Source organism: Stenotrophomonas sp. YJH_SMC_40, from assembly GCF_059368615.1.
In genome coordinates, this window is the sequence record NZ_JCAFRX010000001.1 from 386724 (window position 1) to 412876 (window position 26153).

A 26153-nucleotide genomic window follows, 5' to 3' on the forward strand; every position below is an offset into this window, starting at 1 on the left:
CCTGTAGAGCCGACTGTTAGTCGGCTGCATTTGCTTTTGTCGCCCCCGGCACTTGCAGTCCCGGATATTAGTAGTAATACTACTAACCATGGACCTGACCGACACCCAGCAGGCGATCCTGCAGTTGATCGCCGAGCGTATCGAGAGCGAAGGCGCGCCGCCCTCGCAGACTGAAATCGCACGTGCGTTCGGCTTCAAGGGCGTGCGCGCGGCCCAGTACCACCTGGAAGCCCTGGAGCAGGCCGGTGCGATCCGTCGCATCCCGGGCCAGGCCCGCGGCATCCGCCTGGTGCAGGCGCCGCCGGTCGAGAAGCTGGCCGAGCCGGGCCTGCCCGACAGTGTGCTGCGCCTGCCGGTGCTGGGCCGGGTTGCGGCCGGCCTGCCGATCGGCGCCGACATCGGCTCGGACGATTTCGTGGTGCTGGACCGGGTGTTCTTCTCGCCCGCGCCGGACTACCTGCTGAAGGTGCAGGGCGATTCGATGATCGACGAGGGCATCTTCGACGGTGACCTGATCGGCGTGCATCGCACCCGCGACGCCCATTCCGGGCAGATCGTGGTGGCCCGCATCGATGACGAGATCACGGTCAAGCTGCTGAAGATCGCCAAGGATCGCATCCGCCTGCTGCCGCGCAATCCTGATTACAAGCCGATCGAGGTATTGCCGGATCAGGACTTCGCGATCGAGGGCCTCTATTGCGGCCTGCTGCGGCCCAACCGTTGACCCGTTCCATAGCGCATTACCCCGCGGTCTTTTGTGGCGATTCTCTGGTTCCACTGAGGTTGGTACGGATGTCCGATAATTCTTTTCAGAGCGCCGGGCAGAATCTCAGCCTGTGCGATACGTCCGACTTAAAGTGAACCCATGGCAAAGAAGACCCCCAAAGACAGCACCTCCAACGACACGACCTCTGCAAGGACCAATCCGATGGACGAGAACAAGAAGCGCGCCCTCGCTGCAGCTCTGGGCCAGATCGAAAAGCAGTTCGGCAAGGGCTCGGTGATGCGCATGGGCGACCGCGTGGTCGAACCCGTCGAAGCCATCCCGACCGGTTCGCTGATGCTCGACATCGCGCTGGGCATTGGTGGTCTGCCGAAGGGCCGTGTCGTTGAGATCTACGGGCCGGAATCCTCGGGCAAGACCACCTTGACCCTGCAGGCCATCGCCGAATGCCAGAAGATGGGCGGTACCGCGGCCTTCATCGACGCCGAGCACGCGCTGGACCCGATCTACGCCGCCAAACTGGGCGTGAACGTGGACGACCTGCTGCTGTCGCAGCCGGACACCGGTGAGCAGGCGCTGGAAATCGCCGACATGCTGGTCCGTTCGGGTTCGGTCGACATCCTGGTGATCGACTCGGTTGCCGCGCTGACCCCGAAGGCCGAAATCGAAGGCGAGATGGGCGACCAGCTGCCAGGCCTGCAGGCCCGCCTGATGAGCCAGGCGCTGCGCAAGCTGACCGGCAACATCAAGCGCTCCAACACCCTGGTGATCTTCATCAACCAGCTGCGCATGAAGATCGGCGTGATGATGCCGGGCCAGAGCCCGGAAACCACCACGGGTGGCAACGCGCTGAAGTTCTACGCCTCGGTCCGCCTGGACATCCGCCGTATCGGCGCGATCAAGAAGGGTGACGAGATCATCGGTAACCAGACCAAGATCAAGGTCGTCAAGAACAAGCTGGCACCTCCGTTCAAGCAGGTCATCACCGAGATCCTGTATGGCGAAGGCATCAGCCGTGAAGGCGAGCTGATCGACATGGGTGTGGATGCCAAGCTGGTCGAGAAGGCTGGCGCCTGGTACAGCTACGGTGAAGAACGCATTGGCCAGGGCAAGGACAACGCCCGCGGCTACCTGCGCGACAACCCGACTGTCGCCGCCAAGCTCGAGGCCGAGCTGCGCGAGAAATTCCAGCCGGCCGAAGCGGCCCGCGAGGAAGGCGACGACGAAGGCGAAGACGAATAAGGCTTGCTGTGGGGCAGGGTGGCGCCGTCAGTGACGTCGCCCTGTCCCGCAGGTTCGAATCGCCCAAGGATGGGCTGGGCGCCACGGATGGCGCCACCCTTGGAGTACCCATGTCCGACGCCGAAGACATTCCGACCGGCCGCAAGCGCCGGCCGCGTGAGCAGACCCCCGTGCAACGGGCACTGGGCCTGCTGGTCCGCCGCGAGCACTCGCGCAAGGAACTCACCCGCAAGCTGACCGCCCGTGGCATCGAAGACGAAGCCGCGCAGGCCGCTGTCGCCAAGTTGACCGAGGCCGGCTGGCAGGACGACACCCGTTTTGCCGAGAACCTGGTGAGGATGCGCGCCAACACCGGTTATGGGCCGATCCATGTCCGCGCCGAGCTGGGGACCCACGGCCTGGACAGTGCCGCGATTGCCGCAGCGATGGACAGCTACGAAGGCGACTGGCAGGAAAACGCCCGTGATCTGGTCCGCCGACGCTTTGGCGAGGCCGGCCCGCAGGACCTGACACAGCGGCGCAAGGCTGCCGATCTGCTGGCCCGACGGGGCTTCGACGGCGACAGCATCCGCCGCGCGACCCGCTACGACCCGGATGACTGAGACTGGCGGCGTCGGGCCTGATACCCTTTAGGTTTTCGGCGGTCCCTCGCGACCCTGGCCAACGCGGCCGGTGGTCCGGGTCCGCCGGCCCGCAGACTGCCAGCCCCCAATGAACGCATCCGCCAAATTCACGACTTCCCAGATCCGCAGCGACTTCCTTGAATTCTTCAAGGGCAAAGGCCACACCATCGTGCCGTCGGCGCCGCTGGTGCCGGGCAATGATCCGACCCTGCTGTTCACCAACTCCGGCATGGTGCAGTTCAAGGACGTGTTCCTTGGCGCGGAAAAGCGCAGCTACGTGCGCGCGGCCGACGTCCAGCGCTGCCTGCGCGCGGGCGGTAAGCACAACGACCTCGACCAGGTCGGCTACACCGCGCGCCACCACACTTTCTTCGAAATGCTGGGCAACTGGTCGTTCGGCGACTACTTCAAGAAGGACGCGATCGCCTGGGCCTGGGAACTGCTGACCCAGGTCTGGAAGCTGCCGGCCGAACGCCTGCTGGTCACCGTCTACCAGACCGATGACGAAGCCTACGCGCTGTGGCGCGACATGGTCGGCGTGCCGGAAGAGCGCATCGTGCGCATCGGCGATAACAAGGGCGCACCGTTCGCCTCGGACAACTTCTGGCAGATGGCCGACACCGGCCCGTGCGGCCCGTGCACCGAGATCTTCTACGACCACGGTGACCATATTGCCGGTGGCCCCCCGGGTTCCCCGGATGAAGACGGCGACCGCTTCATCGAAATCTGGAACCTGGTTTTCATGCAGTTCGACCGCCAGCCCGACGGCACCCTGGTGCCACTGCCGGCGCCGTGCGTGGATACCGGCATGGGCCTGGAGCGCCTGGCGGCGATCCTGCAGCACGTGCACACCAACTATGAGATCGACCTGTTCCAGGCCCTGATCCGCAAGGCCTCCGAGCTGACCGGCACCGCCGACCTGGAAAACAAGTCGCTGCGCGTGATCGCCGACCACATCCGTGCCTGTTCGTTCCTGATCGTCGATGGCGTGCTGCCGTCCAACGAAGGCCGCGGTTACGTGCTGCGCCGTATCATCCGCCGCGCACTGCGCCACGGCTGGATGCTGGGCGTGCGCCAGCCGTTCTTCAGCAAGCTGGTGCCGACCCTGGTCGAGCAGATGGGCGAAGCCTATCCGGAACTGCCGGCTGCGGTGGACACCGTCACCCGTGCGCTGCAGGCCGAAGAAGAGCGTTTCGCCGAAACCCTCGATGCCGGCATGAAGATCTTCGAGGACGTCGCGGGCAAGGCCAGCAATGGCGTGATCCCGGGCGTTGACGCCTTCCGCCTGTACGACACCTATGGTTTCCCGCTCGACCTGACCCAGGACATCGCCCGCGAGCGCGACCTGACCGTCGACATTGCCGGCTTCGATGCCGCGATGGAGCAGCAGCGCGAGACCGCGCGCGCGGCCGGCAAGTTCGGTGGTGGCGTGACCCTGCCCGCTGAGCTGGTGGCGACCCTGAGCCCGACCCTGTTCCTGGGCTACGACCGCCTGCAGGCTGACGGCCTGACCGTGCTGGCCCTGCTCAAGGACGGCCGTCCGGTGCAGTCGGCCGATGCCGGTGACGCAGTCATCGTCATCACCAACCAGACCCCGTTCTACGCCGAGTCCGGCGGCCAGGTCGGTGACACCGGCGTACTGACCGGCAACGGCGTGCGCCTGGCGGTGGACGACACCCAGAAGTTCGCCGGCCAGTTCCATGGCCATGTCGGCACCCTGTCCGAAGGCGGCCTGAAGGTCGGCGACGTGCTCTCCGGCCAGGTCGATGGCGAGCGCCGTGGCGCCACCATCCTCAACCACTCGGCCACCCACCTGCTGCACGCCGCCCTGCGCGAAGTGCTGGGCACCCACGTGCAGCAGAAGGGCTCGCTGGTCGCTCCGGACCGCCTGCGTTTCGACTTCTCGCACTTCCAGCCGATCAGCGCGGAAGAGCTTGCCGTGATCGAGCGCAAGGTCAACCAGCAGGTGCGCGCCAACAACGCCGCCGAAGTACACAACATGGGCATGCAGGAAGCGCTGGACTTCGGCGCGATGGCCCTGTTCGGCGAGAAGTACGGCGAGCACGTGCGCGTGTTGAAGATGGGTGACTACTCCACCGAGCTGTGCGGTGGTACCCACGTCAACCGTACCGGTGACATCGGCCTGTTCAAGATCACCTCCGAGGGCGGCGTCTCCGCGGGCGTGCGCCGCATCGAGGCTGTTACCGGCCAGGGGGCGCTGGATTACGTGGACGCCGAAGAGGCCCGCCTGGCCGAGGCCGCTGAACTGCTCGGTGGCAGCGCTGCCGACGTGGTCGAGAAGATCCGTGCCCTCGGCCAGCGCCAGAAGCAGCTGGAGCGCGAACTGGAGGCCGTGAAGGCCAAGGTCGCCGCCGGTGCCACGGCCGATCTGTCCGGCCAGGCCGTCGAGGTTGCTGGCGTGAAGGTACTGGCTGCCCGCCTGGAGGGCTTCGACGCCAAGGCCCTGCGTGACGCCATGGACCGCCTCAAGCAGCAGCTGGGCGACGCGGTGATCGTGCTGGCCGGCGCCCAGGACGGCAAGGCCGCCTTGGTCGCGGGTGTGAACGGCAGTGCAATGGGCAAGGTCAAGGCCGGGGAACTGTTGTCCCATATCGCCAGTCAGATCGGGGGCAAGGGCGGCGGACGCCCGGACCTCGCCCAGGGTGGTGGCGAGGACGGGCCCGCCCTTGCCACTGCGCTGGCTGCAGTCGTCGAATGGGTCAGCCCCCGCCTGTGATGAACCTGGCCGTCCCCCTCCTTGTAGGAGCGGGACGGCTGACGGTACCATTGCGAATCTTTTCCCTTTGTCGTGGTAGCGCTTCTTGACGGAGCGTCAAGCCGGTGGGGGATACCCTTCCACACGGTTCCATGGAGACTTACAAAAATGTTGATCCTGACTCGCCGCGTCGGCGAAACCCTGATGATCGGAGACTCGGTGAGCGTCACCGTGCTTGGCGTCAAGGGTAACCAGGTGCGTATCGGCATCACCGCGCCGAAGGACGTTGCTGTGCATCGCGAAGAGATCTATCAGCGCATCCAGCGCGGTGACGAAGCCGGTGGCACCGGTAGCGAAAATTCTGCCGAATAACGCTTTACCTTCGCACTCGATTAACGTTATGATTCACGCCCCGCTGAGGTGCAACGCACCAGACGCGGAGAAAACCCCGGAGTGATGCCCGAGTGGCCGAAGGGGCTCCCCTGCTAAGGGAGTATAGGGTCAAAAGCTCTATCGAGGGTTCGAATCCCTCTCACTCCGCCAGATACAAAGAAGCGCCTGCAGATCCTCGATCTGCAGGCGTTTTTCTTTATCCGACACTCGCAGCGTGGAGCTGACTATCCTGGCTGATCGGTGCGGGAGGCAGGCGTTGGCATGGGCGCGGGTGTCGTCGCCGGTGCCGGAGCGGGTGTACCCGGCAGCTGTGGCGGTTCAATGTGGCGAGGTGGAATTTCCCGCCACAGCAACGCAAGCGTGCAGTCGTTGGCACGTTCCCTGCACATTCTTTCGGCCTTCCGCTGCGCGGCGTCCGCCGTCTTCTCACCCAGTGCAAAGCCCAACGCGATCGTGCCGGTCGCTATGGCCGAATAGCCTTCGCTGGTGGTGCTGGCGGACTGACCGCAATTGCGCGATCGCGCTGCGCAGTAGTGCAGCGACTGCTGCATCGCAGTGGTGAGGGAAGACTGGTTCATCGAATAGCCGTAGCGGCCATCCTTGTCGTAGGTGATCGCAGACGCAGCACTTGCGGCTGATGAAACGGACAACAACAGCGCCAGTGAAACCGCATGCTTCCAGTTCATCACGCTCTCCTCTTTTGCCGATGGTGAATCAACCGGTGAATGTGGCGCAACCCCGCAGGGGGGCGGGGGAGAACGCCTGCAGGCCATTTGCCCGCAGGCGCGTACCGACGCGTTCGATCCTCAGAGCTTCACCGTCACGCCCACCTGGAAACCGCGCCCGGGGAGCGGCGCGATGTACTTCAGCGGCGAGTTGTGCGGCCGTGCTTCTTGATTGAGCAGGTTGCTGCCGTTGACGAACACCTCCATGCCGGCGATGTAGCTGCTGCGTACCGGCAGCTCACGGCTGACCTGCAGGTCGACCAGGTTGAACGCATCCAGCGGCACTTCCTCGCTGACATTGCGGCCCACGTACTTCTGCGTGTCGTAGTAGGTGCTGGACAGCTGCGCCTTCCAGCCTTCGCGCTGCCACTGCAGGGTGGCACCGTAGCGGTTGGTCGGCATGTTCGGCAGGTACTCGCCGTCATTGTGGGCACGCAACGAATCGGGGTGATCGGCCTTGTTCTTCACCAGGTCGGCGAAGGCGGACACGTTCAACGTGCCGTAGCGGCCCAGGTCCAATGCCTGCGAGGCATCGATCTCGAAGCCCTTCACCGTGGTGTCGGTCTGCTTCCAGTACTTCAGCGGCAGGCGGTTGGCGGTCTGCACGCCCGAGTAACCCAGGTACAGATAGTTCTCGTACTTCATCCGGTACGCGGTGGCCGACAGTTCGAAACCACCAAGGTGGAACAGGCCGGTCAGTTCCAGGTTCTTCGCGCGTTCCGGCTCGAGGTTCTGGTTGCCTTCTTCCTGGGTCATCACCGAATAGTGGGCATTGCTCGCATACAACTCGTTGATCTCCGGTGCGCGCTGCGAGGACGAGTAGCGCACCTTGGCGGCGAACAACGGACCGAGCTCGACATACGATCCCAGGCTGTAGCTGTTGAGCCGGTAGTCGCGGTCCTGCAGTTTCGTGTTGGCGGCATTGCGCGCGGTCTTGAAGCGGCTTGGTTGCAGGTCATGGTCAACGCGCTCGTGGCGCACGCCAGCGTCGAAACTGGCCCAGCCGAAGTCCAGCGTCTCCTTCAGGAACACCGCGTTGCTGCGGGTGTCGACGTCAGGCAGGTAGCGCAGCGAGCCACTGCCGGTGACATCACGCGACTGGTGGCTGAAACCCAGCATGCCGCTGAGCGGACCTACGCGCTGATGGCTGAGCAGCAGCTCGGCCTGGGTGCTCTCGAAATCGTAGTCGTTGGCGCGGGTGGCACCCAGCCGCTCGCCCGAGGTGTTGTCCAGCTTGGAAACGCGCAGTTCGGCGCGCTCGAACCACGGCAGCGGATCGCGCAGCAGGGCTTCCAGTGCATAGCGTTCCTGCTTGATCACCACCCCCACCGGCAGCCCGTTGGCATAGTTGGAACCGAACGACAGGTTCTGCATCGAGAACCCCGGCACGCCGTACTCGCTGTCCTTGGCATCAATGCTGATACCCACGTAACCACGGTCGAAGAACAGGGTCGACCCGAGCGCCACCTGCGAATTTCTCGCGTAGCTGTTGCCCAACCGGTGATGGTAATCGGGCGTCACGTCGTTGTTGATCTGCTTCTGCACGTACGAAGGCGTGCCGGGGACGTAGGCCGGGTTGACCGGATTGATGTAGGTGCGGCGCTGCCAGACCGAAGTCGGATTGTTGGTGTAGAAGGAGAAATCGCCGTCGGCCCAGTCCGGGTTTTCGGTCATGAACTGGTCGATGTAGGGCTGCGACGCCTTGTTGTAGATCTGCTGGACGCGCGCTTCCTTCTGGCAGCTGTCGGCCAGCGCAGAGTTCACGCCACCGGTCGGCGGGAACAGGCGCGTGTTGCAGACACTGGCCTTGCTGTTGCCTGGAATATCGTAGTGCGAGATGCGCTGACGCGAGACCTGCAGGTTGGTCGAGAAGTTGCGCTGGTTGTTGAAGTTCATGCGGAAGCCCTGCGCGTCGGCGGCGTTGAAGCCCTTGCGCAGGACCAGTTCCATCGACTGGTCCTTGTCTTCCATGCGGCGCGAGATCAGGCCCGAATCGATCTCCACGCTGCCGCCGATCGCATTGCCGCCGTAGCGCACGGTGTCGGAAGACTTGTTGACGGTGACGCTGCGTACGAACAGCGGATCGAACGGGATGTTGATGTCGCCGCTGATCGCGTTCATCCCGAGGATGGACTGGCCGTCCTGCAGGATCTGCACGCGGTTGCCACTGAGGCTGCGGATGACCGGGGCACCCGCGTTCGGCCCGAAAGCACTGTTCTGCACGCCGGAGACGTGTTCGAGCAGGCCGCCCAGGGTGCGGTTCTGCGTCTGTGGGTTGTCGACGGTGACCCGGCTGTCGATACGGGAGGGCTGGCTGGCCTGGACCTGGAGGGTGGGGAGGGTGGGTTCGTCCGCGGCCTGGGCGCTGTGGACGGCGAACAGAAGGGCGGTAGCAAGGAGATGGCGACGCATGGCACGGTCCGTGAAATTGACGTGAAATGTTATAACGTAACTATTCAGGTCAACAAGAGCGGAAACCGCCTCGATTCAATGGGGCAGGGTGCTTTGGCCTCTCGGGATGGGACGGAGTCTCCCTCGTTCAGCGCACCGCCTTGCGCGTGCTGCTGGCGACCGGCACGATCTGGGCACTGCCCCGCAACGCCCCACGCAGAGCTTCCTCATTCAAACGGAGCCCCGTATGAAGCTGTTGTCCGCTGTGTTGTTGTCTGCGCTTTCGCTCTCCGCCGTTCCGGCGCTGGCGGTGGAAGCTTCGCCCTCGCCGCTGCTGGGGCGCTGGTCGCTGGATATCGCCACGTCTGCGTTACCCGAAGCACAGCGCCCGAAGCAGGTGGTGCTGGAGTTCAAGGACGCCGGTGCGGGTCGGTGGAGTTCACACGTCGACATCGTCCTGCACGACGGCAAGACCATGAAATCCGACGGCACGTTGGCGCTCGACGGTACGCCGGGGCCCTTGTCCGGCACCTACGGCGCGGACAAGGCCAACCTGAAACTGCCGGCGCCGAATACCCTGGTGATGCAGCTGGTGGACCACGGTACGCCGGCCTCCACCCGCATCTATACCGTGGCGGCCGACCGTACGACGATGACCGAGACCAAGGCGTTCTACGGCCACGACGGCACGCCGATCCTGCAGACCAACCTGTTCAAGCGGATACCGTAGCGGCGCCGCCTGCGCCATGCCCACGGGGAGGGAATCCGCGGGCATGGCACCGGCAGCCTTACACCGAGGCCGGGTCGCGCTTGCCGGTGTCGATGCCGTACTTGTCGATGGCCTCCTGCATCCGCGAGCGCTCGATGCGGCCTTCGTCGGCCAGCGACTTCAGGGCGGCCAGCACGATGAAGTGGCGATCCACTTCGAAGAACGTGCGCAGCGACTCACGCGTGTCGGAACGGCCGAAGCCATCGGTACCGAGTGCGATGAAGCGGCGGTCGTTGATGAAGGGACGGATCTGGTCGCCGACGATCTTCATGTAGTCGGTGGCCACCACCACCGGGCCATCATGGCCCTGCAGGCACTCCTGCACGTAGGGTACGCGCGGTTCCTCAGCCGGGTGCAGCAGGTTCCAGCGTTCGGCAGCCAGGCCATCGCGGCGCAGTTCGGTCAGGCTGGTCGCGCTCCACACATCGCTGGCGATGCCGAAGTCCTGCAACAGCAGTTCTGCCGCAGCTTCCACTTCGCGCAGTATCGAACCGCTGCCCATCAGCTGCACGCGTGGCTGCGAGTCGCTGTCGGCGGCCGCCGGGTGCAGCAGGTAGAGGCCCTTCAGGATGCCAGCCTCGGCGCCTTCGGGCAGTGCCGGCTGCGGGTAGTTCTCGTTGAGTACGGTGATGTAGTAGTAGATGTCTTCCTGGTCGACATACATGCGGCGCAGGCCGTCATGGATGATCACCGCCAGCTCGTAGTTGTAGGTCGGGTCGTAGGACACGCAGCTGGGAATCACCGACGACAGCACGTGGCTGTGGCCGTCATCGTGCTGCAGGCCTTCGCCCATCAGCGTGGTGCGGCCCGACGTGGCACCGAGCAGGAAGCCGCGGGTACGCGCATCGGCAGCGGCCCAGGCCAGGTCTCCGACGCGCTGCAGGCCGAACATCGAATAGAAGATGTAGAACGGGATCGTGGCCAGGCCGTGGTTGCTGTAGGCGGTACCGGCGGCGATCCACGAACAGATCGCACCGGATTCATTGATGCCTTCCTGCAGGATCTGGCCGTCCTTGGCTTCCTTGTAATAGCTCAGCTGGCCGGCGTCCTGCGGGGTGTACAGCTGACCCAGGTAGGAGTGGATGCCGATCTGGCGGAACAGGCCTTCCATGCCGAAGGTGCGCGATTCATCGGGCACGATCGGAATCACCAGCTTGCCCAGTTCCGGGTCCTTCAGCAGGCTGGTGAGGATGCGCACGAAGCCCATGGTGGTGGACTGACCGCGATCGCCGCTGCCCTGCAGCTGGGTGTTGAAGATCGACAGCGGCGGCAGCGGCAGCGGATCGACCTTGGCCAGGCGCGCCGGCAGCTGCCCGCCCTGGATGCGGCGGCGCTCGGCGAAGTAGACTGCTTCGGCGCTGCCCGGTTCCGGGCGCAGATAGGGCATCTCCTCCAGCTGCTCGTCGCTGACCGGCAGGTTGAAGCGGTCACGGAAGGCGCGCACCGCGTCGGCGCTCATCTTCTTCAGCTGGTGGTTGATGTTCTGGCCTTCGCCGGCTTCGCCCATGCCGAAACCCTTGACCGTCTTGGCCAGGATCACCGTCGGCCGGCCGCTGGTGTTCACCGCCTGCTGGTAGGCGGCGTACACCTTCTGCGGATCGTGGCCACCACGTGCCAGCGCCCAGATGTCGTCGTCGCTCATGTGCGCGACCAGCTCCAGCAGCTCGGGGTAGCGGCCGAAGAAATGCTCGCGCACGTAGGCGCCGCTCTGCGACTTGAAGGTCTGGTAGTCGCCGTCCACGCATTCCATCATGCGCTGGCGCAGCAGGCCGCTGTGGTCGCGGGCCAGCAGGTCGTCCCAGCCACTGCCCCATATCAGCTTGATCACGTTCCAGCCGGCCGCGCGGAAGGTGCCTTCCAGTTCCTGGATGACCTTGGCGTTGCCGCGTACCGGACCGTCCAGGCGCTGCAGGTTGCAGTTGACCACGAACACGATGTTGTCCAGCCGCTCGCGGCCGGCCAGGGAAATTGCCGCCAGCGATTCGGGCTGGTCCATCTCGCCGTCGCCGAGGAAGGCCCAGACCTTGCGGCCCTGGTGTTCTTTCAGGCCGCGGTATTCCAGGTAGCGCATGTAGCGCGCCTGGTAGGCGGCGGTCAGCGGGCCCAGCCCCATCGACACGGTGGGGAACTGCCAGAACTCCGGCATCAGGCGCGGGTGCGGATACGAGGACAGGCCTTCGCGACCGGCTTCGCGGCGGAAGTTGTCCATGCGCGCTGGATCGATGCGGCCTTCCACGTACGCGCGGCCGTAGATCCCCGGCGCGGAGTGGCCCTGGATGTAGATCATGTCGCCGTCGAAGGTGTCAGTACGGCCACGGAAGAAATGATCGAAGCCCACGTCGTACAGCACAGCCGCCGACTGGTAGGTGGCGATGTGGCCGCCGACGTTGGAGTGCTTGCCGGCACGCAGCACCATCACCATCGCGTTCCAGCGGATCATCGCGTTCAGGCGGCGCTCGATGGCCAGGTCACCCGGGTAGGCCGGCTGGCGCTCGGGCGGGATGGTGTTGACGTAGGCGGTCCAGGCACGGGTATGCAGGTCGCCGTGCTGCCGGGCGTCCAGATCGCTCAGCTGGTCGATCAGGTAGTGCGCGCGCGGCCGGCCGCCGGCCTGCATCACCGCCTCCAGCGATTCACGCCACTCCTGGGTTTCCAGTGGATCGGTATCGAAGGGAATGAGGGCTTGGTTCATGGCTGTCTCCAGAGGGCGCCGGTCGGACGTCTGCCTGGGCGACAACACCGGCAGGGCGCACAGCACTGGAGCGGGGTCGCAACGGCGGGCGCCGTGACGCGAAGGGCGACCGTGGCGGCCACCGAGAAGACAAGCGTAGGCCTGCCCCCCACGCTTCGGTAGGCGGGCGGGGCTTGGGTCTCTGGCAAGCAAGGGTTGGTGCCGCGCGCCGTATCATGGGCCGATGCGTTGGGCGCGGCCGCTGATCAGGCCGGGGACAGCCCCGGCAGGAACACCGGGATGATCGCCACGCCGACGCCCAGCAGGCACCAGGCGACGATGGGCAACCAGCGCGCCAGGCGTTGGGCGGGTTCCGGTGCACGACGACCGCCGATCCACAACAGCAGCGTGAGCACACCCAGCGCATAGGCGAGGACGACGATCACCGGATGCACATGGATGACCCGGCTGGGCGGCCACATCTGCTGCTGGTAGGCGGTGGTGTGGGCGACCAGCAGCAGGAACAGCAGGCTGCTGAGGGTGTTGATGGCGGTGCGTGCGTTGATGGGAGCACTCCTTGTGCGGGCTGCCGGGACATTGCAGGGGCCGCATTCTAGCGGCTGCCTGCCGGTCGTTGAAACGCCACTGTCATCGATGGCGGTCACCCTGCGTGGCTTTCCAGCCTCGGGGTGGTTGGCCGGCCGTGAACAGCGTGAGGATCTGGGAGAAGAGCTACGAACTGCGGCGCCGGCTGCTGCGTGGCTTCTTCCTGCGTCGCGGTTCGGCCAGCGAGGATGCCGAAGACCTGGCGCAGGAGGTCTACCTGCGCCTGCTGCGCAGCACCGGCGAGGATGCCGATGCTGTCGAGAACCCGGAAGCCTACCTGTTCACCGTGGCGGCCAACCTGGCGCGCGAGCATGCGCGCGCGCGGTCGTCGCTGCCGCCGCTGGAAGACGTCGACCTGCTGGCCGAAGTGCTGAAAAGCGAAGAAGACATCGAAGGTGAATTCGAGCGTGCGCAGCGCTGGAACGATATCCGCAGCACCATCGCACGACTGCCGGCGACCACGCGGCGGGTGATGGAGCTGCACTACCGCGACGGGCTGGACTGCCCGCGAATCAGCCAGCAGCTGCAGGTGTCGGTGCACATGGTGCGCAAGCACATCGGCAAGGGGCTGGAGGCCTGCAGGAAGGCGCTGGGCGCCAGGGAGCTCACATGAACCGGACCTCATCGCCCGTGGCCGACGACACGATCGCCTGCGAGGCCATGGACTGGTTCCTGCGCAATCGCGAGGGGGCGCTGGATGAGGCCGGGCGCCTCGCGTTCCTGGACTGGATGAAGCGCTCGCCGGAGCACGTGCGCGCCTACATGCACGCCCTTGCCTTGCACCGGCAGGTGGGCGAGGCGCTGCAATCGCCGTTGCCTGACGACGCGGCGGTTCCACCGCGGCAGGTCGCCGCCAAGGTGGTGCCGCTGTTCGGTAGCGTGCACGCGCCGCCGCGCGCTGTGCCGCGTCGCGGTCGTGCGCGCTGGTGGGTGGCGGCGGCCGCAGCCTGTATCACTCTGCTCGGCGTGGGCCTGGTTCCGCAGGTGATGCCCACCGAGCAGCTTTACAGTGCCGGACAGGGTGAACTTCGCGACCTGGTGCTGCCCGACCAGACCCAGGTGCGGCTCAACGCGGACAGCCGCCTGCGGGTACGCATGGGCTGGTTCAGCCGCAAGGTGGAGCTGCTGCAGGGTGAGGCAACGTTCGACATCGCCCGCGACCGCCGTCCGTTCGAGGTGGCGGTGAACGGCCTGGAGATCCGCGACATCGGCACGGTGTTCGATGTATCGCGACGGCTGCAGAGCACGCGCATCGGCGTGGTCTCCGGCGAGGTGGAGGTATGGAGCCAGGGTGCGGACCCCCGGCGTCTTGCGCAGCTGGGCGAAGGCCGGGTGGTGCAGGTCGACGCGCGCAGCCATGCGGTCGAGTCCTTGGACCTGCCATTGTCGATGCTGCTGGATTGGCAGCAGCGCAAGGTGTCCTTCCTCGACGAGCGGCTGGACGAGGTAGCCGCTGCCTTCAACCGGCACAACCAGGTGCAGGTGCGGGTGCTGGACGAAGGCGCGGCATCGGCACGGTTGTCCGGCAGCCTCGATGCGCATCGCATCGGTGCGCTGCAGGCCTTCCTCGAACGCGACCCGCGCTTCGTGGTGAGGCGCGAAGGCGACACGGTGCGGGTTGGCAGCCGCTGAGGCCCGTGCGGTCATGGACTGTCAGAAAAAATTCATCGAATCCGCGTTCTCCACTTCGGTGGATGCCGGCTCTTACTTGGGAGAAGCCGCTGCCGATCCGCGCAGTGGCACCTGCTGCCTTCTCTCTTCCAAGGACCCGTGATGCGCAACACGCTCTACCTGTCGATCATCCTCGCCCTGTCTCCCTGCAGCGTGCCGCTGGCCTTCGCCGCCGGTGCCGATGGCCTGGAGGCGCGTGTATCCACGCCGATCGCGGCGCAGCCGTTGGCGCGTGCGCTGGAGCAGCTGTCGCGCGGTTCCGGGGTGCAGTTCCTGTACTCGGCCGGCGGTGATGCCCGCATGGCCGGTGCGGTGCCGCGCGGTGCCACCGTCAGGCAGGCGCTGGACGCGCTGCTGGCCGGTACCGGCCTGGGGTACACCGTGGTGGATGGCAATGTCATCGCCATCGATCCGGCGCCAGCTCGCAACCAACCGAAGCCGGCCGCGCCGAAGCCGCGCGAGGCCGAGGCAATGGTGGCGCCGACCCTGGACACGGTGAAGGTGATTGCCGCACATGAGGTCATCGACCAGAAGAAGTCGTCGCCGGTGATCAAGGATTCGGTGGTGTATGACGAGATGGACAGCTACGGCGACGAGATCCTGGCCGAGAGCCTGATGGCCGCTCCAGGGCTGAGTGCGGTGGAGGATGCCGGCGAGCCACGTTACGTGACCGTGCGCGGCGTGCAGGCCAACCTCAACTACACCACCATCGATGGCATCGCGATTGCCAGCGTGGGGGGCAGTGGCTCGGGCGAGCGCATGAACAACCTGCAGCTGATTCCCAGCGACATCGGCACCCGTACCGACATCTACAAGAGCTTCAGTGCCGAGCAGGCACCGGATGCGATCGGCGGCGTGATCGACATCATCAGCCGCAGTGCCTTCGACCGGTCAGGCAAGTACGTGTTTGCCGATGTGGCAGGCATCTATTCCACCGCCGAGACCAACGTCGAGCGCAGCGCTGGCGGCAACCACGAGACCCTGGGCCACTTCGGCAAGAGCGCCAAGATGGTGTTCTCCAACCAGTTTGGTGTCGACCAGCAGTTCGGCATCGTTGCGGTGGCACGCTACGAGCAGCGTTCGCGCAACAGCGTCAAGCGCTGGGTGGAGTCGAACTACTACTACAACGACGCTGGCAAATACCTCACCGACGGTACCACGGGTCCGGACGAGGCCAAGGGCTGGAACGGGCTGCGTGCGCCTGGCAACTTCAGCACTGGCACCTATACCAACTTCATCACCAACTTCGGTGGCTCCGCCAAGCTTGAGTGGAAGCCGTCGGATGATCCGTTCTACGCATCGTTGCTGCTGTATTCGTACCGGTTCTACGAGAACTCGACGATGAACAAGACGGATCTGTACGGCAACGCCAAGTTTCCGGTCCGCAACCAGACCGAAGACAGCGGCACCACCCAGATCAACAGCATCTACATCAAGAACCGCCACGACCGCTGGGACCGCAGCAACCGTGGCGCCATCGCCAGCTTCAACTGGGACATGGGTGACCGTTCGCGGCTGACCCTGCGCGGTGGCCATACCGAAGAGACCTTCCACAACAGCCAGGTCTACTGGGGGGTACGCGCCTACCCGAGCAACCTGTTCGTCGACTACGAGAACGACAGCCACGGTTTCCCCAACGCGGTGGCCGTTTCCGATTCCAGCCTGCTGACCGGTTCCGCATTCAAGCTCAATCCGGCGCAGGCCTACGTCTCCCCGCGCGATGCCAAGGAGAGCATCGACAACCTGCGCGCCGACTTCAGCTACAACATCGACGCCGATGCGAGAGGTTTCGGCCTGGCCGCCGGCGCCGAGTACCGCCACCTGAAGATCTGGCAGGACATCGACTTCGACTATTTCAAGAGCAGTGCCACGCTCAACGACTACCTGTATCCGGGTTCGACGCTGCTGGGCAGCGTGCCGGGCTTCCCGCTGATCGACAACCGCAAGTGGAACGAGGAACTGCTGCCGAAACTGGGCAGCAACAATGCGGCGTATCCGAATGCCAACTTCACCAGCGACTACAAGTACGTGGAGGACATCACCAATGCCTATGTGTCCGCGCACTACGCCTGGGACCGGCTGCTGCTGATCGGCGGCCTGCGCTACGACCACACCCGCTTCGATGCCTACAGTCCGTTCAGCGATGACGGCGGCACTACCTATACCTCTGCGTTCCGCAACACGAGCGGTGGCTACAACAATCTGCTGCCCTCGTTGAACGCAACCTTCAAGCTCACCGAGGACCAGCGCCTGCGCTTTTCCGCCAGCCGCACGCTGGGCCGGCCGACGCCGAGCAACATCGCCCAGGCCACCAGCACCAGCTGTGGCGATGACGAGGAGGGCAGGGGCTTCTGCAGCATCAAGCAGGGCAATGCCGCCCTGCAGCCGCGCCGTTCCACCAACATCGACCTGGCGTGGGACCTTTATTTCAACGGCAACAACGGCCTGGTCTCGGTGGCGCTGTTCGACAAGGTGATCAAGGACGACATCTACACCCTGACCACCTTCGAGAACGTAGGTGATACCCGCTACCGGGTGACCCAGCCGATGAACACCGATGAGTCCAAGCTGCGCGGTGTCGAGTTCGCGGTGGCCAACCGCAACCTGCAGTGGGGCCGCCAGCGCTTCGACATGTACTTCAACGCCACGCGGCTGGAAGGCCAGACCAACTACCGCATCAGTGATGGCACCGAGCGCCGCCTGGACCGGCTGCTGTACCAGCCGGACTGGTCGCTCAACGGTTCGGTGATCTGGCGCATGCCGTGGAAGAGCGCGCAACTGCGCCTGTCCGGCACCTACCGCAGCCGGATGCTGGTCGACTTCGGCGACACCCAGTGGCTGGATTCGTACTACGACCCGTACATGACCTTCAACATGGGCTTCAGCCACAAGGTCAGCAAGCACGTGACGCTGAAGTACGAGGCCAAGAACCTGTTCAACACCCAGCCGACCTACAGCACCGGCCCGAACGGGCGCTTCCGTACCGAGATCGACGACTACGGCCGCTTCTTCTACTTCCACATCATCTACAACTGAGGCCACAGCCGTGGAGACGATCAATCGCAGGCGATTCCTCGCCCTGGCCGGCCTGTCCGCTGCCGGTGCCTGGATGGGCACGGCACACGCGCTGGCCGCGCAGGCCGATGCCACCGCGCTGAACCCGCGCAACCTGCTGGCCAAGCCGCGCTTTGCCAGCACACCCTTCACCCTGGGCGTGGCCTCGGGTGATCCCTCGGCCGATGGCATGGTGCTGTGGACGCGCCTGGCGACCGAACCGCTGGTGTTCGGCGGCGGCATGCCGACCCGGCCGATGCTGGTCGAGTGGCAACTGGCCGCAGACGAAGGCATGCGCAGGGTGGTACGCCAGGGGGCGGCGATGGCGCATCCCGAACTCGGCCACGCCGTGCACGTGGAGCTGGACGGGTTGGCGCCCGGACGGCCCTACTGGTACCGCTTCAGCGTCGGTGGCCACGCCAGTGCGGTTGGTTGCACCCGCACGCTGCCCGCAGCCACGGCGGCGGTGGATCGCGTGCGCTTTGCGGTGGCCGGTTGCCAGCACTACGAAGAAGGCCACTACACCGCGTGGCGGCGCATTGCCGAGGAACCGCTCGATTTCGTCTTCCACTATGGTGATTACATCTACGAAGGCGAAAGCCAGCCGGGCCTGCGGAAGATGAACGGCCAGCCGTTCACCAACCTGCGCAACCACGTCGGCCCGCAGATCTACACGCTGGATGATTACCGCCGCCGCTACGCCCAGTACAAGAGCGATGCGGACCTGCAGGCCGCGCATGCGGCGGCACCGTGGTTCGTCACCTTTGACGACCATGAAGTGGACAACAACTGGGCCGGCGCCGAAGACCAGGATGACACGCCCAGCGAAGTATTCCTGCTGCGCCGCGCACAGGCGTTCCAGGCCTACTACGAGAACATGCCGTTGCGCCGTTCGGCATTCCCGCGCGATGGGCACATGCAGATGTACCGACGTGCACGCTACGGCACGCTGATGGACCTGCACCTGCTCGACACCCGCCAGTACCGCAGCAAGCAGGTGAACATGGCGCTGCGTGACGAGGTGGAATCGCCGGAGCGCAGCATTGTGGGGGCGAAGCAGGAGCGCTGGCTGTTCGACGGCCTGGCCGATGCCGCACCGCGCTGGCACACCATCGCCCACCAGGTGGCGCTGGGCAACTACATGCGCGAGAAGGACGGGGTGGTGCAGTCGTCCGACGACCAGTGGTCGGGCTATCTGGACAGCCGCCGGCGCCTGCTCGACCACATCCAGAAGGTGGGCTTCGGCAACGTGGTGACCGCCTGCGGCGACGCGCATCGCCACTATGCCAGCGATCTGGTGCAGGACCACCGTGACTCGGGCGTGGTCTCCAGCGAGTTTCTCGCCACGTCGATCACCTCCGGCGCCGATGGCCAGGGTGTGGACGCGTATGCCAGGAACCAGCTTGCGCACAGCCCCTATCTGAAGGCGACCACCGACAAGCGTGGCTACGTGCTGTGCGATGTCACCCGCGATGCGTGGATCGGCGACATGAAGACGCTGGATACCGTGATGCAGCCGAATGGCGCGGTGCAGAGCTGGAAGCGCTATGCGGTGGAGCACGGCCGGCCGGGGCTGCAGGAGGCCTGAATCTACCGCTCTACAGAGATCCTTCAATCCTGCTCGAACCGCAGTGGTTCGCTGCCCATCGCCGGGTCACTCGTGCCGGGGCGCCCATCCTCGGCGCGACCGGCCAGGCGCAGCATGCTCTCGCCCGCGCCGATCTGCAGGTCATACCAGCCCGCCGTGGGCGTTGCGTCCCACGCCAACGCGGTTTCTGCGTGTGCGGGTAGTACCAGCGCCTGATCGGGCATGTGCCCGGCATAGGCACCAGGCTGCACACGCACCTGCTGCGCGCCGTCACCCAGGTTGCGCAGCCGCAGCCGCAGTTGGCCATCCGTGCGATCAATTGAAGCCTGCAGCGCAGGATCCTTGGCCGCCCCCTGGAAGTGGCGGTGGAAGCCGTTCGGGCCCAGCAGCCACAGGTCATAGCGGCCCTGGGCATCAAGCGGCCAGCGCTCGCGCAGCGCCATGCCCGGGAGCAGCGTGTAGCGGCGCGGCACCGCATCCAGCCGCAGCCGGTCGTAGACATGCAGCACTGCCGCCGCGCCTTCGCAGGATAGCGCCAGATCCACGCCCGAGGCGTCCACCGCAGCCATCGATGCCTGCGGCCGATAGGGCAGGGCGCGCGCCGGGCGTATGCCGACTTCCTGCTTCGCTGGTTTCAGCCCCTCCGGCAGCGCGGGCACGGTTCGCCCTGGCAACGCAGCGGCGCGTGCGGCCACCGCGCTCACGTCGGGCAGGCCGCGAACGAACGGACGGGTATCGCGCTGGGCGAAGTCGAAGGCGTTGGTGAGGTCACCGCAGACCGCGCGGCGCCACGGCGAGATATCCGGTGCGGTCACGCCAAAGCGGCGTTCGATCAGTCGAATGACCGAGGTGTGGTCGTAGACCTGCGAGTCGACCCAGCCACCCCGACTCCACGGCGAGATCACATACAGCGGCACGCGCGGGCCCAGTCCATACGGGCGGCCGCGCAATTCGGCGGCATCGTACTTCTCGTCGCCCGGTGCGGGATGGCGGTGGTATTCGCCCTCGGTACTGACCGAGGACGCACCCGCCCAGCCGCCATCCACCGGCGAAGGCGGTGCCGGTGGCGGCATGTGGTCGAAGAAGCCGTCGTTCTCATCGAACATCAGCAGCAGGGCGGTGCGGCTCCAGACTTCCGGATCGGCAGTCAGCGCATCCAGCACGCGCGCGGTATAGGCCGCGCCCTGCGCCGGACTGGAGGGTCCGGGGTGCTCGCTGCCGGCCGCGTCGGCGATGATGAAGCTGACCTGCGGCAGGTGCCCGTCGAGTACGTCCTGGCGTAGCTGTGGCAGGCCACGGGTACTGACCCCGCGTGCGCGCAGTTGCGGGTCATGCCCGGGTGCAGCACTGTACGCCCGACGGAACGCCTCGAAGCCGGCCAGCGGGTTGTCGGTGAAGTTGTCCGCCATGTCCTGGTAGATCTGCCAGGACACGCCGGCCTTCTGCAGGCGCTCGACATGGCTGGTCCAGCGGTAGGACGCCGGATGCCCGCCGTGTTCGGGGAAGTTGTCATGCGAGTTGGCGATCACCGGGCCGCCGGCGCGGGCCTGTGCATCGTTGTGGCCGGTCCACAGGAACACCCGGTTCGGATTGGTGCCGGCCTGCATCGCGCAGTGGTAGGCGTCGCAGATCGTGAACGCATCGGCCAGCGCGAACTGGAACGGCATGTCGCTGCGCTGGAAGTAGCCCATGGAGTGGTTCTGCTTGGCCTTCGGCCAGTGCCCCATGCGCCCGTGGTCCCAGGCACGCTGGGCGTCCGGCCAGGTGTGCGGCGTGCCTTCCACCCGCATGTAGCCGAAGTGCGCGGCGGTATCCAGCGGGAACGGTGCGATCGCCCGCGTGCCACTGGCATCGGGCTGCAGCCACAGGCTGCGCGCGCGGCCACCGGCCTGCAGCGCGGCGGCCGGGGCCACGAAGCGGTCACCGAAACCACGTACACCCGGCAGCGTGCCGAAGTAGTGGTCGAACGAACGGTTCTCCTGCATGAACACCACGATGTGCTGCAGGTCTTCGAGGCTGCGCGTCTGCGCGGCGGGGGCGATCGCTGCGGCCCGTGCGATGCTGGGCAGCAGCGGGGCAAGGCCGGCGGCAACGCCGGCCTGCAACAACCGGCGTCGGCCGATATCGGTCACGGGCTCACTCACAGGTCCACGCGGAAGGAGATGCCGACGGTGCGCGGGGCGCCGATGAAGGCGTTGTCGCGGCCGTCCACCCCCGCAAGATACCGCTTATCGGTGAGGTTGCTCACCACCAGGTTGGCACCCATGCCCTTCAGGCGCGGCGACAGGCCCTGCAGGTCGAAGCCGATGTTGGCATTGAACACGGTGGCCGAGGGCAGCTTGTTGACGTTGGCGGCGTCGAGGTAGCGGGTGCCCAGATAGCGGCCGGACAGGCCGAAGTTCCAGTTGGCGCCCTGCCAGTCGGCCGACAGCACCAGGATGTTCTCCGGCTGGCCGATCACCTTGGCACCGTCGACGATGCCCAGCTGCGTATCGCGTGCGGCATTGCCACTGCCCAGGTATTTGGAGCGGTTGTAGGTGTAGGCCGCGTTGATCCGCCAGCCATTGTCCCAACCATAGCCGAACGCCGCTTCCAGGCCGTTGCTTTCCACGCCACCGAAGTTCTCGTAGACGCCGTCGGTCTCGCCCAGGTAGTCGATGCCGCTGACGAAGCCCGCCGGCAGGTAGACGATGCGGTTGTCGAACTTGATGTTGTACAGGGTCACCGAGGCGGTCAGCGGCCAGCGGCTGATGCGCATGCCCACTTCGATGTTGTCGGCGGTCTCCGGTTCGACATTGCGGAAGCGCTGCGGGTCGGTCTCGCCAAGTACGCCTGAAGGAATGGCGGCGAAATTCTGCGAGAAGCCGGCGAACAGCTCCATGCCTTCCACGCCCGGTGCCCAGGTGAAGCCGGTGGACAGCAGCGGATCGGACCTGGAATCGGATTTCACGTGCTCGCTGGCACCGATCACGCGGCGGCGCGACTGGTCGACGAAGAACTGCTTCACGCCCAGGCGGGTACTGAACGGCCCGAAGCGGGCCACGTCCTCGACGTAGTACATCTGCTCGTCAACCTTGTACTTGTCCTCGAACTGCACCCAGTACGGCTGATGGTCGAAGGCGATGTCCTGGCCGACATTGAGCAGGCGGTGCCAGTCACGGCGTGCCGAACGGTCCAGCTTCTCTACCCACAGGCCGCCACGGATCGTGTTGTCGATCGCACCGAAGGTCTGCCGCCATTCGACGTCGGCGGTCACGCCCATGCGGTCGTTGTCGTAGTGGGTGTGGCGGTAGGACTGCGCGCCCAGCACGTTGCCCGCGTAGCAGTTCGGATCGTACTCGGCGGTGAAGCCCAGGCGCGGGGTGCAGCTGGCCAGGCGCTGCGCGGCGCTGCCATCGGGATTGACGAAGAAGATCTGGCCACGGTTGCTGCCGCCGTACACGGTCCTGCCACCGAGATATTCCGATTCGGGGCGGCCCGCGCCCTCATCGCTGACCTGCGCCAGGTAGGGTGGCAGCCAGTCGCCCCGACCTTGCATGCGGTGCCCGTAGGCGGCCACCGAGGCCTTGAACCCGTTGCCGCCGTCGAAGGCCGCTCGCAGGTAACCAAAGGTGTTCTCGCGCAGCGCACGCGAGCCGGAACGGTAGTTCTGGTCCAGATAGGGAATGCCGGTGAGGGTGCCAACCAGGTTGTCGCGATCCGGATTGGTGGCAAAGCCCTTCGGTGAGACGCTGGTGTATTCCGGCTCGTCGGCATCGTTGTAGGACAGGTAGCCGGTCAGGGTCCAGCGATCCAGTTCGGTGATGAACTTGCCGGCGATGTGGTCGTTGCTGGCGTGGCCGGTGCCGTCGATCCAGTCGTGCACCTTCGACGAGGAGGCGCTGATCCACGCGCGGGTGTGGCCGCCGAGCAGGCCGGTGTCGTAGCGCACGTAGTACTTGCGCGCCTCGTTGTCACCGGCACCGACCACGAAGCGCAGGCGGCTGTCCTGCATCGGGTCGCTGGTGAGGAAGTTGAGCGTGCCGCCGAGGGCTTCGTTCGAGCGCGAGGAGATGTCAGCGGTGCCCTGGCTGACTTCCACCGTTTCCAGGTCCAGGGTGTCGATGTAGCGGTTGGCCAGCGAGCCGCCGCCGTAGCCGGAGCCGCCGTTGGGCAGGCCGTCGATGGTGGTGCCGATCTGCTGGGTGTCGCGGTTGGTGACGAAGCCACGCATGCTGATCTGCGTACCCCACACCGACGAGCCGGTGGCATCGGCTTCGCTGACCACCACGCCAGGTACCTCGTTGAGCGCGTCGTTGACGCTGCTCATCACGGTCTGCCGGTTCAGCGTTTCCGCACGCACCGAAGTCTTCGCATAGCTGGTGGCCTGGCCGATCACCTGTACCTGGTCGAGGGTACGCGCATCGCTGCTGCGCGCTTCGCCCGTATCGCCCTGCGGTGCTTCTGCGAGGGCGTCCAGGGTGGGGGCGATCAGCAGGGCAAGCAGCGAAACACGGGGAAAGCGCGCAATCGTTCGCATTGATACCGGACCTTGGGGGGAGAGAAGCCCCCGAGTGTCGACAGCACCAATGACATCGACATGACGTAGAGATGCAGGAACCGTGTTGTGTGACGGCCGACGCCCCCGGCCGCCTGCCTGTCAGTACCGCGCGTCCTTGGGTTTCGGGTCGCGTGGCCAGTCCTTGGCCTTGTTGGCGAAGTCCGGGCGCGGCTGGTTGATGAAGTAGCTGGCGATGTCCACCGCATCCTGGTCGGGCATCACCTGCTGCCCAAGCGGGGGCTCGCGGGTCACCGCCGGTGGCATGTTGTGCTTGACGAAGCCGGCGGCCTTGTACAAGCGCGCCATGCCGGCGCCGATGTTGAAGCTGTGGTCGCCCCATAGCGGCGGGAAGGCGATGTCACCGCTGGCGTCGCGCCGACCTTCGCCGTTGTCGCCATGGCAGGCGGCGCACTGCACGGCGTACAGCGCCTGGCCGCGGACCGGGTCCGGGGTCAGCGTGCTGTCGATGGGCCCCTCACTGGGGGCGGCCACCTTTGCACCTTCTGGCACAGGACTGCTCAACCACGCCATGTAATCGAGCATCGCGCGCATCTGCGGCGAGTCCTTCGGCAGCGGCTTGCCGTTCATCGAACGCTGCAGGCAGCCGTTGATGCGCTCGGTCAGCCCGATCACCTTGCCCGGACGCGGCATGTAGCGCGGATAGGCGCCGCCGCCGGTATTGAAGTAGTGATTGCCGAAAGGCCGCTTGCCCTCGGCCATGTGGCAAGAGTTGCAGTTCAGATCGTTGCCGACATTGTCCGGCAGCAGCCGTGCGGTCTCGTTGAGGATACGGCGGCCGAGCATCACCGATTCGGCATTGCCGAGCCCGGCGATTTCTTCGGCGCTGGGCGCATGGTAGTGCCCGACCACCTTGCCCTGCGCATCGAGGATATCGATCGTGCTGGCCACGGCGGCATCCAGGTCCGGGTACAGATGACGGTAAGCGAGGGTACCGGCGCCGGCCAGCAGCACGAGGGTGATCGCACTGGCGATCAGCAGGCGGGAGCGTTTGCGCGAACGTTTCATCGTGCGGCCTCCTGCGGAACGTAGTGCACCGGCTTGTCGCGCACCACCCGGCGCATGCGCGCCACGTCGACCTCGCTCACTGCACTGGCGTGGTTGCCCCAGCTGCTGCGGATGAAGGTCAGGATCTGTGCCAGCTGCGCATTCGGCAGCTGCTCGAAGCCGGGCATGGTGAAGGCCATGCGGTCATGTGGGGTATGCGGCGTGCGGCCGCCGATCAGGGTCACCTGCACCAGCGAGCTGGGGTCATCGGCGAACACGATCGAGTTGCCGGCCAGGGCGGGATAGACGCGCGGCATGCCGCGCCCGTCGGCGCGGTGGCAGGCCTGGCAGTGCTCGGCATAGGCCAGCGAACCTGCCACGCGGTAGTCGCCGCTGCGCAGTGCGGCGGTGGTGGTGTCGGTACCGGGCGACCACTGTGCGCTGCGTCCTTCGCGGGCGGGCAGCTGCTTCAGGTAGCGGGCCATCGCCAGCAGGTCGGCGTCGGACAGGTACTGCGTGCTGTGCTCGACCACGTCGGCCATGCCGCCGAAGGCTGCCGAGCGATCGGTGCGACCGGTGCGCAGGAAGTCGACGATCTCGCCCTCGCTCCAGCTGGCCAGGCCGGTCGACTCGTTGCGCAGGTTCTTCGCATACCAGCCTTCCAGTACCGAGCCGGACAGGAACTGGCGGCTGCCATCATCGGCCATCGCCTTTTCCTGGAACGCCAACCCGCGTGGCGTGTGGCAGGCACCGCAGTGGGCCAGGCCTTCCACCAGTTCGGCGCCGCGCTGCTGGCTGGCATCCAGCGACGGATCCGGGTTGAACGTGCGCGGGCGTGCGAACAGCAGCTGCCACCAGGCCAGTGGCCAGCGCATGTTGGCCGGCCACGCTATCGTGCTGTCGGCGTTGTCCTGCTTCACCGGTTGCACCGAGCCCATGAAGTAGGCGTACAGCGCCTTGATTTCGGCGTCGCTGGCGATCACGTACGAGGCGTACGGCATGGCCGGATACAACGGCTGCCCATCGTGGCGGATGCCGCGACGTACCGCGCGCTCGAAGTCGGCGTAGTCGTAGGCGCCAATGCCGGTGTCCGGATCGGGCGTGATGTTGGTCGAGTAGATCGTGCCCATCGGCGTCTGCATGCCGAGGCCACCGGCGAACGGCTTGCCGCCGGGCGCGGTGTGGCAGGCCGCGCAGTCGGCCGCGCGCGACAGGTATTGTCCCTGCGCGATCAATGCCGGATCGTGGATGTCGACCTGCGCGGCCTGTCGCGGTGCGAACCAGTAGGGCGTGGTGCGGGCGACGCCGTAGGCGGCGGCCAGCGTGGCGGCCAGGGCAATGGCGAGCTTGAACGAGGTGCGCATGGCGGCACTGTGGGCAATCCCGCGCGCGCGTTCATTGATCCGAATCAATGACTGAACAGATACAGCTTGTA

Annotated in this window: 18 protein-coding genes and 1 tRNA gene; 11 read left to right on the forward strand and 8 right to left on the reverse strand. The window is 65.8% G+C overall.

Annotation, left to right across the window (positions count from 1 at the left end; genetic code table 11):
• Positions 1-88 precede the first annotated feature (88 nt).
• The 6 genes from lexA to AC5P6X_RS01935 all read left to right on the forward strand — a co-directional run bounded on the left by lexA (position 89) and on the right by AC5P6X_RS01935 (position 5848).
• The gene (gene lexA / locus AC5P6X_RS01910) at positions 89-724 is read left to right on the forward strand and encodes a transcriptional repressor LexA (protein ID WP_005412936.1); all 636 of its coding nucleotides are present in this window, start codon (positions 89-91) and stop codon (positions 722-724) included.
• Positions 725-928: 204 nt separating this feature from the next.
• Entirely contained in the window at positions 929-1966 is a 1038-nt protein-coding gene (gene recA / locus AC5P6X_RS01915) for a recombinase RecA (protein WP_005412937.1), read from the forward strand.
• Positions 1967-2076: 110 nt separating this feature from the next.
• Positions 2077-2568 (forward strand): recombination regulator RecX, encoded by a 492-nt coding sequence (gene recX / locus AC5P6X_RS01920; RefSeq protein WP_005409024.1) that lies wholly within the window; start codon positions 2077-2079, stop codon positions 2566-2568.
• A 109-nt stretch (positions 2569-2677) separates the two neighbouring features.
• Complete coding sequence (alaS, locus tag AC5P6X_RS01925) at positions 2678-5326, forward strand: alanine--tRNA ligase (protein ID WP_033834136.1); 2649 nt, start codon at positions 2678-2680, stop codon at positions 5324-5326.
• A 147-nt stretch (positions 5327-5473) separates the two neighbouring features.
• Entirely contained in the window at positions 5474-5677 is a 204-nt protein-coding gene (gene csrA, locus AC5P6X_RS01930; protein ID WP_004152909.1) for a carbon storage regulator CsrA, read from the forward strand.
• A gap of 78 nt (positions 5678-5755) precedes the next feature.
• Positions 5756-5848, forward strand: a tRNA-Ser gene (locus tag AC5P6X_RS01935).
• A 74-nt stretch (positions 5849-5922) separates the two neighbouring features.
• Here the strand turns inward: AC5P6X_RS01935 and AC5P6X_RS01940 are convergent.
• Positions 5923-6384 (reverse strand): DUF4189 domain-containing protein, encoded by a 462-nt coding sequence (locus AC5P6X_RS01940; protein ID WP_080353081.1) that lies wholly within the window; start codon positions 6382-6384, stop codon positions 5923-5925.
• 120 nt (positions 6385-6504) lie between these two features.
• On the reverse strand, positions 6505-8835 hold the full coding sequence (locus AC5P6X_RS01945; protein ID WP_495215295.1) for a TonB-dependent receptor: 2331 nt from the start codon (positions 8833-8835) through the stop codon (positions 6505-6507).
• Between the two features lie 226 nt (positions 8836-9061).
• On the opposite strand from AC5P6X_RS01945, the gene AC5P6X_RS01950 reads away from it, so the two are divergent.
• Positions 9062-9544 (forward strand): hypothetical protein, encoded by a 483-nt coding sequence (locus AC5P6X_RS01950; RefSeq protein ID WP_033834139.1) that lies wholly within the window; start codon positions 9062-9064, stop codon positions 9542-9544.
• 58 nt (positions 9545-9602) lie between these two features.
• On the opposite strand, the gene aceE is transcribed toward AC5P6X_RS01950, so the two are convergent.
• On the reverse strand, positions 9603-12275 hold the full coding sequence (gene aceE / locus AC5P6X_RS01955) for a pyruvate dehydrogenase (acetyl-transferring), homodimeric type (protein WP_049449790.1): 2673 nt from the start codon (positions 12273-12275) through the stop codon (positions 9603-9605).
• A gap of 245 nt (positions 12276-12520) precedes the next feature.
• The gene (locus tag AC5P6X_RS01960) at positions 12521-12919 is read right to left on the reverse strand and encodes a hypothetical protein (protein WP_043035001.1); all 399 of its coding nucleotides are present in this window, start codon (positions 12917-12919) and stop codon (positions 12521-12523) included.
• Positions 12920-12957: 38 nt separating this feature from the next.
• On the opposite strand from AC5P6X_RS01960, the gene AC5P6X_RS01965 reads away from it, so the two are divergent.
• The 4 genes from AC5P6X_RS01965 (at position 12958) to AC5P6X_RS01980 (ending at position 19173) form a co-directional block, all read left to right on the forward strand.
• Positions 12958-13473: an RNA polymerase sigma factor gene (locus tag AC5P6X_RS01965; protein WP_005409031.1), complete on the forward strand. Its 516-nt coding sequence runs from the start codon at positions 12958-12960 to the stop codon at positions 13471-13473.
• A complete protein-coding gene (locus AC5P6X_RS01970) occupies positions 13470-14492 on the forward strand; it encodes a FecR family protein (RefSeq protein WP_049449792.1) in 1023 nt (340 codons plus the stop codon). The genes AC5P6X_RS01965 and AC5P6X_RS01970 overlap by 4 nt, the downstream gene beginning before the upstream one ends.
• A 141-nt stretch (positions 14493-14633) precedes the next feature.
• Positions 14634-17567, forward strand: coding sequence for a TonB-dependent receptor (locus tag AC5P6X_RS01975; RefSeq protein ID WP_495215296.1), 2934 nt, complete (start codon positions 14634-14636; stop codon positions 17565-17567).
• Between the two features lie 10 nt (positions 17568-17577).
• Entirely contained in the window at positions 17578-19173 is a 1596-nt protein-coding gene (locus AC5P6X_RS01980) for an alkaline phosphatase D family protein (protein ID WP_108270679.1), read from the forward strand.
• 23 nt (positions 19174-19196) lie between these two features.
• On the opposite strand, the gene AC5P6X_RS01985 is transcribed toward AC5P6X_RS01980, so the two are convergent.
• The 4 genes from AC5P6X_RS01985 to AC5P6X_RS02000 form a co-directional block, all read right to left on the reverse strand.
• Positions 19197-21305 carry a phosphocholine-specific phospholipase C gene (locus AC5P6X_RS01985; RefSeq protein ID WP_329755904.1) on the reverse strand — a complete coding sequence of 703 codons (2109 nt, stop codon included), beginning with the start codon at positions 21303-21305 and terminating at the stop codon, positions 19197-19199.
• 8 nt (positions 21306-21313) lie between these two features.
• Positions 21314-23692: a TonB-dependent receptor gene (locus tag AC5P6X_RS01990; protein WP_329755903.1), complete on the reverse strand. Its 2379-nt coding sequence runs from the start codon at positions 23690-23692 to the stop codon at positions 21314-21316.
• Between the two features lie 120 nt (positions 23693-23812).
• Positions 23813-24739, reverse strand: coding sequence for a c-type cytochrome (locus tag AC5P6X_RS01995; RefSeq protein ID WP_329755902.1), 927 nt, complete (start codon positions 24737-24739; stop codon positions 23813-23815).
• Positions 24736-26082, reverse strand: coding sequence for a c-type cytochrome (locus AC5P6X_RS02000; RefSeq protein ID WP_329755901.1), 1347 nt, complete (start codon positions 26080-26082; stop codon positions 24736-24738). The genes AC5P6X_RS01995 and AC5P6X_RS02000 overlap by 4 nt, the downstream gene beginning before the upstream one ends.
• Positions 26083-26153 lie beyond the last annotated feature (71 nt).